This is a genomic window from Streptomyces spiralis, from assembly GCF_014654675.1.
GTDB classification, from domain to species: domain Bacteria; phylum Actinomycetota; class Actinomycetes; order Streptomycetales; family Streptomycetaceae; genus Streptomyces; species Streptomyces spiralis.
In genome coordinates this window covers 1-9,273 of sequence record NZ_BNBC01000036.1, presented here as the reverse complement: position 1 = coordinate 9,273, position 9,273 = coordinate 1, and the positions used below count along the sequence as shown (strand labels likewise).

The 9,273-nt window shown below is 71.6% G+C and carries 8 protein-coding genes and 1 pseudogene; all 9 read left to right on the top strand.

Annotated elements, in window-relative coordinates:
* Nucleotides 1–305, top strand: a pseudogene (locus tag IE318_RS45350) (ABC transporter ATP-binding protein); the annotation flags it as partial.
* A 359-nt stretch (nt 306–664) separates the two neighbouring features.
* The gene (gene hpnC, locus IE318_RS30390) at nt 665–1,561 is read left to right on the top strand and encodes a squalene synthase HpnC (RefSeq protein WP_189905486.1); all 897 of its coding nucleotides are present in this window, start codon (nt 665–667) and stop codon (nt 1,559–1,561) included.
* Entirely contained in the window at nt 1,558–2,508 is a 951-nt protein-coding gene (hpnD, locus tag IE318_RS30385) for a presqualene diphosphate synthase HpnD (protein WP_030168790.1), read from the top strand. Before hpnC ends, hpnD begins: the two co-directional genes overlap by 4 nt.
* Before the next feature lie 136 nt (nt 2,509–2,644).
* Complete coding sequence (gene hpnE / locus IE318_RS30380) at nt 2,645–4,156, top strand: hydroxysqualene dehydroxylase HpnE (protein ID WP_189905485.1); 1,512 nt, start codon at nt 2,645–2,647, stop codon at nt 4,154–4,156.
* Nucleotides 4,153–5,292 (top strand): polyprenyl synthetase family protein, encoded by a 1,140-nt coding sequence (locus IE318_RS30375; protein WP_189905483.1) that lies wholly within the window; start codon nt 4,153–4,155, stop codon nt 5,290–5,292. Before hpnE ends, IE318_RS30375 begins: the two co-directional genes overlap by 4 nt.
* Before the next feature lie 116 nt (nt 5,293–5,408).
* Nucleotides 5,409–7,433 (top strand): squalene--hopene cyclase, encoded by a 2,025-nt coding sequence (gene shc, locus IE318_RS30370; protein WP_189905481.1) that lies wholly within the window; start codon nt 5,409–5,411, stop codon nt 7,431–7,433.
* Nucleotides 7,433–8,077, top strand: a complete 645-nt coding sequence (locus IE318_RS30365) for a phosphorylase family protein (protein ID WP_189905479.1) — start codon at nt 7,433–7,435, stop codon at nt 8,075–8,077. The genes shc and IE318_RS30365 overlap by 1 nt, the downstream gene beginning before the upstream one ends.
* Nucleotides 8,078–8,082: 5 nt before the next feature.
* Entirely contained in the window at nt 8,083–9,105 is a 1,023-nt protein-coding gene (hpnH, locus tag IE318_RS30360) for an adenosyl-hopene transferase HpnH (RefSeq protein ID WP_030168775.1), read from the top strand.
* 4 nt (nt 9,106–9,109) lie between these two features.
* A partial coding sequence (locus tag IE318_RS30355; protein ID WP_373311324.1) for a flavodoxin-dependent (E)-4-hydroxy-3-methylbut-2-enyl-diphosphate synthase occupies nt 9,110–9,273 on the top strand: 164 nt, incomplete at its 3' end.

Sequence of the window (9,273 nt, the reverse complement as noted above, 5' to 3'; positions counted from 1 at the left end):
CGATGCGGACGTACTCCTCCGGCATGGCGGCCCGGCTGCGGTTCTCCATCGCCGCCGCCAAGGACCACGACGTCCTCATGATCGACGAGGCGCTGGCCACCGGTGACCGCGCCTTCCAGAGGCGGTCCGAGGAGCGCATCCGGGAGCTGCGCAAGGAGGCCGGCACCGTCTTCCTGGTCAGCCACAACAACAAGTCGATCCGGGACACCTGTGACCGCGTGTTGTGGCTGGAGCGAGGGGAACTCCGCATGGACGGGCCCACCGAAGAGGTGCTGAAGGAGTACGAGAAGTTCACGGGCAAGTAGCCGGCGCCTCACGGGCCCCACCGGAACTGTTCCGGTGGGGCCCGGCGTCTGCAAAGGAAAGGTCAACTCCCGTGGAGCCAAGGAATCTTGACATCGATCGGTGTGTTGTTGTGATCTGCAGGACACCCCCGTGAGGCTCGCTGCGTTGTACAACGTAAGCTGTACCGGTCCCGGAAAGTGGCAAGTGGGGAGATAATGCGCGACACCCTCCGCCAGGGCCGCCGCCCGGGCGGCTGGGCGGCGTGTCCGAAATAGTGTGTGTTGGGTCGGCAGTGTAGAACGGGAGATGTGACGGCAATGGCTACGGAAACTCCCCAGCTCAACGCAGCATGTGCCGTCCACGCCCCGGGCAGCGGACGATGACGCGAACAACAGTGGCGCTCCACCCGGAGCGCGCCACCCTCGACAAGGCCGCGGGCGAGAACTTCCCCGTGGCACCGTTCTTCCTGCCCCGTGCCTGGCGCCTCGACCTCATGGCCGTCTACGGCTTCGCCCGACTGGTCGACGACATCGGCGACGGCGATCTGGCCCCCGGCGGCGCCGACGCCCGCCTGCTCGGCGTGTCGCCCGAGGAAGCGGAGGACCGGCTCGTCCTGCTCGACGCCTTCGAGGCCGATCTGCGCCGGGTCTTCGACGGCACGCCGCGCCACCCCCTGCTGCGCCGGCTCCAGCCCACCGTCCGCCGCCGCGCGCTGACCCCCGAGCCGTTCCTCGGTCTGATCGCCGCCAACCGCCAGGACCAGCTCGTCTCCCGCTACGAGACCTACGACGACCTCCTCGCCTACTGCGAACTGTCCGCCAACCCCGTCGGCCGCCTCGTCCTCGCCGTCACCGGAACCTCCACCCCCGAGCGGATCCGCCGGTCCGACGCGATCTGCACCGCCCTGCAGATCGTCGAGCACCTCCAGGACGTCAAGGAGGACCTCGGCCGCGACCGCGTCTACCTGCCCGCCGCGGACATGAAACGCTTTCACGTCCAGGAAGCGGATCTCGCCACGCCCACCGCGGGCGCATCGGTGCGCGCCCTGGTCGCGTACGAAGCGGAACGCGCCCGCGAACTCCTGAATGAAGGCGCCCCCCTGGTGGGTAGCGTCCACGGCAGACTGAAGCTGCTGCTCGCAGGGTTCGTGGCGGGGGGAAGGGCGGCGATCGGCGCGATCGCCGCCGCCGAATACGACGTACTTCCCGGCCCGCCCAAGCCCGGCAAGGTCCAGTTGCTGCGCGAGGTGGGCGTGACTCTGCGAGGAGAGGGGTGATCCGGGCCGTGGAGTCGGAACAGCACGCGTCCGCACCGGTACTCGCCGCCTACAGCTACTGCGAGGCCGTGACCGGACAGCAGGCCCGCAACTTCGCCTACGGCATCAGGCTGCTGCCCACGCCCAAGCGCCGCGCGATGTCCGCGCTGTACGCGTTCTCCCGGCGCGTCGACGACATCGGGGACGGCGCGCTGGCGGACGAGGTCAAGATCGCGCGGCTGCAGGACACACGGGCGCTGCTCGACCGCATCCGCGACGGCGCCGTCGAGGACGACGACACCGACCCCGTGGCGGTCGCCCTGGCCCACGCCTCGCGCGCCTTCCCGATCCCGCTCGGGGGCCTGGACGAACTCATCGACGGCGTCCTGAAGGACGTGCGCGGCGAGACCTACGAGACCTGGGACGACCTGAAGGTCTACTGCCGCTGCGTGGCCGGTGCCATCGGACGGCTCTCGCTCGGCGTCTTCGGCACCGAACCGGGCGCGCGCGGCGCCGAACGCGCCCCCGAGTACGCCGACACGCTCGGCCTGGCGCTGCAACTGACCAACATCCTCAGAGACATCCGCGAGGACGCCGCGGGCGGCCGCACCTATCTGCCCGCCGACGATCTGGCCAAGTTCGGCTGCTCGGCCGGATTCCACGGCCCGACCCCGCCGGAAGGCTCCGACTTCGCCGGACTGGTCCACTTCGAAGTACGGCGCGCCCGCGCGCTGTTCGCCGAGGGCTATCAACTGCTGCCCATGCTGGACCGGCGCAGCGGGGCGTGCGTGGCCGCCATGGCCGGCATCTACCGCCGCCTGCTCGACCGCATCGAGCGCGATCCCGAGGCCGTGCTGCGCGGCCGGGTCTCCCTGCCCGGACGCGAGAAGGCGTACGTCGCCGTGCGCGGGCTGTCCGGACTGGACACCCGGCACGTGACCCGGCAGACCCTCAGGAGGCGCGCCTGATGGCCGAGCGCATCCAGACCGGCCCTCCGGCCGGCGATCCGTGGGCAACCCCGCGGACCCGCACCGCGTCACTGACGGCGACGGCCGGCCGCGGAGCACCCGCGCACCGCGGCGGACGCACAGGGGAGGGCGCGCGATGACCGACGGCACACGACCGGACGCCGCCCTCAGCACGGCTTCAGCGCCCTCCGGACGGCATGCGGTGGTGATCGGCGGCGGCCTGGCGGGCCTGACCGCCGCGCTCGCGCTCGCCGACGCCGGTGTGCGCGTGACCCTGCTGGAGGGCCGGCCACGCCTCGGCGGCCTCGCCTTCTCCTTCCGGCGCGGCGACCTCACCGTCGACAACGGCCAGCACGTGTACCTGCGCTGCTGCACCGCCTACCGCTGGTTCCTCGACCGCATCGGCGGAGCCGCGCTCGCCCCGCTGCAGGACCGCCTCGACGTGCCCGTCCTGGATCTGGACCGGCCCGAGGGACGCCGGCTCGGCAGACTGCGGCGCGACGCGCTGCCCGTACCCCTGCACCTGGGGCGCAGCCTCGCCACCTACCCGCACCTGTCCCTGACCGAGCGCGCCCGCGTCGGGCGTGCCGCGCTCGCCCTGAAGGCTCTCGACCCGGCCGACCCGGCCCTGGACGCCCAGGACTTCGGCAGCTGGCTGGCCGCGCACGGCCAGTCGGCGCGTGCCGTCGAGGCACTGTGGGACCTCGTAGGGGTCGCCACCCTCAACGCGGTCGCCTCCGACGCCTCACTGGGGCTGGCCGCGATGGTGTTCAAGACCGGTCTGCTGTCCGACCCGGGAGCGGCCGACATCGGCTGGGCCCGCGTCCCGCTGGGCGAACTGCACGACCGTCTGGCCCGCAAGGCGCTCGACTCCGCGGGCGTTCGTACCGAGGTCCGTTCACGCGTCACCTCCGTCTCCACAAACGAAAACGGCGGCTGGAGCGTTCAGGTTCCCGGCGAGCGGATCGACGCCGACGCGGTCGTCCTCGCCGTACCGCAGCGCGAGGCGTACGACCTGCTGCCGCCGGGCGCCCTGGACGCCCCCGAGCGGCTGCTGGACATCGGCACCGCGCCGATCCTCAACGTCCACGTCGTCTACGACCGCAAGGTGCTCACCCGTCCCTTCGTCGCCGCCCTCGGCACCCCCGTGCAGTGGGTCTTCGACCGCACCGAGGCCTCCGGGCTGAAGCACGGTCAGTACCTGGCGCTGTCCCAGTCGGTGGCCCAGGACGAGATCGACGCGCCCGTGGCCGTGCTGCGCGAGCGCTATCTCCCGGAGCTGAGGCGGATGCTGCCCACCGCACGCGACGCCGAGGTGCTCGACTTCTTCGTGACCCGGGAGCGCACGGCGACGTTCGCCCCGTCCCCCGGCGTCGGGCGGCTGCGGCCCGGCGCCCGTACCAAGGCCCCCGGCCTGTACCTGGCCGGAGCGTGGACCGCCACGGGGTGGCCCGCGACCATGGAGAGTGCGGTCCGCAGTGGTGTGGGCGCGGCGGACGCCGCGCTGAGCGCCCTGGGCCGGCCCCGACCGAGCCGTCTCTTCGCGTTCGAGGAGACGGCCTCCCGGCCCTCGCCGGGAGACATCCCCCGGCCTCCCGGCCGACGCCCGGACGTGACCGGAGCGTCCGTGCGAGGGGGGATCCGATGAAGGTCGACCAGCAACCCGCGGCAGGCCCCCGCACCTCCGGCACCGCGACAAGAGGAGAGACTGTGCCCACTGAGTCCCCGGCCCCGACGGCCGCTCGGAGGACCGCGGTGGACGTGACCGCGCTGTTGGAGCGCGGCCGGACCCTGGCGACGCCGGTCCTGCGGGCCGCCGTCGACCGGCTGGCCCCTCCCATGGACACCGTTGCCGCCTACCACTTCGGCTGGATCGACGCCGCGGGCAATCCGGCGCACGGGGACGGCGGCAAGGCCGTACGCCCCGCCCTGGCCGTGCTCTCCGCCGAGGTCACCGGCGCCGCCCCCGAGATCGGCGTTCCCGGCGCGGTCGCCGTCGAACTCGTGCACAACTTCTCCCTGCTGCACGACGACCTGATGGACGGCGACGAGCAGCGCCGCCACCGCGACACCGTCTGGAAGGTGCACGGCCCCGCCCAGGCCATCCTCGTCGGCGACGCCCTGTTCGCGCTGGCCAACGAGGTCCTGCTGGAGCTCGGCACCGTCGAGGCCGGCCGCGCCACCCGCCGGCTGACCAGCGCCACCCGCGCCCTGATCGACGGTCAGGCCCAGGACATCTCCTACGAGCACCGCGACCGGGTCAGCGTCGCCGAGTGCCTGGAGATGGAGGGAAACAAGACCGGCGCCCTGCTCGCCTGCGCCTGCTCCATCGGCGCGGTGCTCGGCGGCGCCGACGACGCCACCGCCGACACGCTGGAGAAGTACGGCTACCACCTCGGCCTGGCCTTCCAGGCCGTCGACGACCTCCTCGGCATCTGGGGCGACCCGGACGCCACCGGCAAGCAGACCTGGAGCGACCTGCGCCAGCGCAAGAAGTCCCTGCCGGTCGTGGCCGCCCTCGCGGCGGGCGGAGAAGCCTCCGAGCGGCTCGGCGAGATCCTCGCCGCCGACGCCAAGAGCAGCGACTTCGAGAACTTCTCCGAGGAGGAGTTCGCGGCCCGCGCCGCCCTCATCGAGGAGGCGGGCGGCCGCGAGTGGACGGCCGAGGAGGCGCGCCGTCAGCACACCATCGCCATCGAAGCCCTCGACGCCGTCGACATGCCCGACCGGGTACGGGCCGCGTTCACGGCGCTCGCCGACTTCGTCGTCGTACGAAAGAGATGATCACTATCGGTCGAAGCACCCTCGCGTAGTCGCCGGCCGGTGCCGGAAGGTATCGGACACCGGCCGACGGCGGACCCACAGCAGCACGACTTGCACGACTGCACGAAGGGGAAGCCATGACAGCGACGACCGACGGAAGCACCGGGGCGACACTGCCGACCCGCGCTGCCGCGGCCAGCGACACCGCACTCACCACCCCCGAGGCGGCCGGGGTACACCAAGCCGCCGCCCACGCCGTCCGGCGTGCCACCGACTTCCTGCTCTCCCAGCAGGACGCCGAGGGCTGGTGGAAGGGCGACCTCGAGACGAACGTCACGATGGACGCCGAGGACCTGCTGCTGCGCCAGTTCCTGGGCATCAGGGACGAGGAGACCACCCGCGCCGCCGCCCTCTTCATCCGCGGCGAGCAGCGCGAGGACGGCACCTGGGCCACCTTCTACGGCGGCCCCGGCGAGCTGTCCACCACCATCGAGGCCTACGTCGCCCTCCGCATGGCCGGCGACACCCCCGACGCCCCCCACATGGCGAAGGCCTCGGCGTGGATCCGCGAGCAGGGCGGCATCGCCGCCTCCCGCGTCTTCACCCGGATCTGGCTCGCCCTGTTCGGCTGGTGGAAGTGGGAGGACCTGCCCGAACTCCCGCCGGAACTCATCTACTTCCCGACCTGGGTACCGCTCAACATCTACGACTTCGGCTGCTGGGCCCGGCAGACCATCGTGCCGCTCACCATCGTCTCCGCCAAGCGGCCGGTGCGCCCCGCGCCCTTCCCGCTCGACGAGCTGCACACCGACCCGAGCGTGCCCAACCCGCCCCAGCCGCTCGCCCCGGCCGCGAGCTGGGACGGCGCCTTCCAGCGCATCGACAAGGTCCTGCACGCCTACCGCAGGGTCGCCCCGAAGCGGCTGCGCCGGGCCGCCATGAACACCGCCGCCCGCTGGATCATCGAACGGCAGGAGAACGACGGCTGCTGGGGCGGCATCCAGCCTCCGGCCGTGTACTCGGTCATCGCGCTGCACCTGCTGGGATACGACCTCGAGCACCCGGTGATGCGCGCGGGCCTTCAGTCGCTGGACCGTTTCGCCGTGTGGCGCGAGGACGGCGCCCGGATGATCGAGGCCTGCCAGTCGCCGGTGTGGGACACCTGCCTGGCCACCATCGCGCTCGCCGACGCGGGTGTGCCCGCCGACCATCCGCAGCTGGTGAAGGCCGCCGACTGGATGCTCGGCGAGCAGATCGTGCGCCCGGGCGACTGGTCGGTGCGCCGCCCGGGGCTGCCGCCGGGCGGCTGGGCGTTCGAGTTCCACAACGACAACTACCCCGACATCGACGACACCGCCGAGGTCGTCCTCGCGCTGCGCCGGGTCAGGCACCACGACCCGGAGCGGCTGGAGAAGGCGATCGGGCGCGGCGTCCGCTGGAACCTCGGGATGCAGTCGAAGAACGGGGCCTGGGGCGCCTTCGACGTCGACAACACCAGCCCCTTCCCCAACCGGCTGCCCTTCTGCGACTTCGGAGAGGTCATCGACCCGCCGTCGGCCGACGTCACCGCGCACGTGGTGGAGATGCTCGCGGTCGAGGGCCTGAGCCACGACCCGCGCACCCGGCGCGGCATCCAGTGGCTGCTGGCGGAACAGGAGCCGGACGGCTCGTGGTTCGGCCGCTGGGGCGTCAACTACGTCTACGGCACCGGGTCGGTCGTCCCCGCCCTGACCGCCGCCGGCCTGCCCGGCTCCCACCCGGCGATCCGCCGCGCGGTGGCCTGGCTGGAGAGCGTGCAGAACGACGACGGCGGTTGGGGCGAGGACCTGCGCTCCTACAAGTACGTCAAGGAGTGGAGCGGCAAGGGCGCCTCCACCGCCTCGCAGACCGCGTGGGCGCTGATGGCCCTGCTCGCGGCGGGGGAGAAGGAGACCAAGGCGGTCGAGCGCGGCATCGAGTGGCTCGCCGCCACCCAGCGGGAGGACGGCTCCTGGGACGAGCCGTACTTCACCGGCACCGGCTTCCCCTGGGACTTCTCCATCAACTACCACCTCTACCGGCAGGTCTTCCCGCTCACCGCGCTCGGCCGGTACGTCCACGGCGAACCCTTCGCCGACCGGCTCCGAGGGGAGAAGCCCCCCGCCGAGGCCAAGGGGAGCTGATGACCACACAGCCCGCCCCGGCCCCGCTGCTGATCGCCTGCGCGCTCGGCATCGAGCACCTCGCCCTGCGCATGAGCGACAGAAGCGGGGCAGGCGGGCCGGTGACCGTCCTGCGCACCGGCATGGGACCCAGGGCGGCGGAACGGTCCGTCACCCGGGTCCTCGGCGACCCGGTGCTGAGCCGCGCCGCCGTGCTGGCCACGGGTTTCTGCGCCGGACTCGCCCCCGGCATGCACCCCGGCGACCTGGTCGTCGCCGAGGAGACCCGGGACCCGCTCGGGACCGTCCCCTGCGTCGGCACCGAGCTGCTCGTCAAGGAACTCACCCGCACCCTGCCTGGCCGCACCGTCCACACCGGGCCGCTCACCGGCTCCGACCACGTCGTCCGCGGTCACGACGAGCGGTCCGAACTGCGCGCCACCGGCGCGATCGCGGTCGACATGGAGTCCGCGGCCACGCTTGTGAGCGCCGTGCGCACGGGCGCACGGCCGGTTGCGGCCGTCCGTGTGGTCGTGGACGCTCCGGAACACGAACTCGTCCGTATCGGCACGGTGCGCGGTGGAATATCGGCTTTCCGCGTTCTTCGTTCCGTCCTACCGACTTTCTTTGAATGGCACCGTAATGTGCTGCTCCCCAGGAGGTGAGCCAGATGGCCATGCCGCTGCGCCAGTCCATCAAGGTCGCTACATACCTTGCCGAACAGAAGCTGCGCAAGCGGGACAAGTTTCCGCTGATCGTGGAGCTTGAACCGCTGTTCGCCTGCAATCTGAAGTGCGAGGGCTGCGGCAAGATCCAGCACCCGGCCGGGGTGCTCAAGCAGCGCATGCCGGTCGCCCAGGCCGTGGGAGCGGTCCTGGAGTCGGGTGCGCCGATGGTGTCCATCGCGGGCGGCGAGCCCCTGATGCACCCCCAGATCGACGAGATCGTGCGCCAGTTGGTGGCCAAACGGAAGTACGTCTTCCTGTGCACCAACGCCATGCTGCTGCGCAAGAAGATGGACAAGTTCAAGCCCTCGCCGTACTTCGCCTTCGCCGTGCACATCGACGGGCTGCGCGAGCGGCACGACGAGTCGGTGGCCAAGGAGGGCGTGTTCGACGAGGCGGTGGAGGCCATCAAGGAGGCCAAGCGGCGCGGCTTCCGGGTGACCACCAACTCCACCTTCTTCAACACCGACACCCCGCAGACCGTCGTCGAGGTGCTCAACTTCCTCAACGACGAGCTCAAGGTGGACGAGATGATGATCTCGCCCGCCTACGCCTACGAGAAGGCGCCCGACCAGGAGCACTTCCTGGGCGTGGCACAGACCCGGGAGCTGTTCAAGAAGGCCTTCGCGGGAGGCAACCGCCGCCGCTGGCGGCTCAACCACTCCCCGCTGTTCCTCGACTTCCTCGAGGGCAAGGTCGACTTCCCCTGCACGGCGTGGGCCATCCCGAACTACTCGCTGTTCGGCTGGCAGCGCCCCTGCTACCTGATGAGCGACGGCTACGTCCCGACGTACCGGGAACTCATCGAGAAGACCGACTGGGACAAGTACGGCCGGGGCAAGGACCCGCGCTGCGACAACTGCATGGCGCACTGCGGGTACGAGCCCACCGCCGTGCTGGCCACCATGGGGTCCCTGAAGGAGTCCCTGCGCGCCATGCGCGAGACCGTCTCCGGAAACCGGGACTGACGCCATGACCGCCATTCCCTTGGGCCTCCCCGAGGTACCGGCCCGGCCGATCGCCGAGCGGCGCGTGTCGCGGCAGATCCACGTCGGGCCGGTGGCGGTGGGCGGGGACGCTCCGGTGTCGGTGCAGTCGATGACGACGACGCGTACGTCGGATGTCGGTGCCACGTT